Consider the following 815-nt stretch of genomic DNA (forward strand, 5'->3'; position numbering starts at 1 on the left):
TGTGCCAGTTGGTGGCGCTGTATTTACGATATAAGTTCCACCTTCATATGTCACCACTTGACCTACTGGATAGGTTGGAGCTGTTGCTGGGTCAAATGCCAAAATACCAGCTAACCCTACTCCGGTTACTCCGGTCGCTCCCGTATCTCCCGTTACACCTGTCGCTCCGGTTACTCCAGTCGCTCCCGTATCTCCCGTTACACCTGTGGCTCCGGTTACTCCGGTCGCTCCTGTATCTCCCGTGGCGCCTGTCACACCTGCGGCTGCCAATAACGTATAATCTGGAGACGTATCTGGTGTGCCAGTTGGTGGCGCTGTATTTACGATATAAGTTCCACCTTCATATGTCACCACTTGACCTACTGGATAGGTTGGAGCTGTTGCTGGGTCAAATGCCAAAATACCAGCTAACCCTACTCCGGTTGCCCCGGTATCTCCCGTTGCTCCTGTGGCTCCGGTTACTCCGGTCGCTCCTGTATCTCCCGTAGCGCCCGTGGCTCCGGTTACTCCAGTCGCTCCCGTATCTCCCGTTACACCTGTGGCTCCGGTTACTCCAGTCGCTCCCGTTACTCCTGTGGCTCCGGTTACTCCGGTCGCTCCCGTATCTCCCGTTGCACCGGTCGCTCCGATTGCTCCTGTCGCTCCTGTATCTCCCGTTGCACCCGTGGCTCCTGTTCCTGTTGCCCCTGTGGCACCCGTATCTCCTGTGGCTCCGGTCGCTCCAGTAGCACCTGTATCTCCAGTAGCGCCGGTCGCTCCTGTTCCTGTTGCCCCTGTGGCACCCGTATCTCCTGTGGCTCCGGTCGCTCCGGTTG

Annotated in this window: 1 pseudogene; it reads right to left on the minus strand. The window is 57.8% G+C overall.

The window, feature by feature from the left end:
* Window positions 1–815, minus strand: a pseudogene (locus FBF75_RS19575) (BclA C-terminal domain-containing protein); the annotation flags it as partial.

Origin of the sequence: Bacillus sp. S2(2019) (genome assembly GCF_005144805.1) — a bacterium.
In the GTDB taxonomy this organism is placed as follows: Bacteria; Bacillota; Bacilli; order Bacillales; family Bacillaceae; genus Bacillus; species Bacillus altitudinis.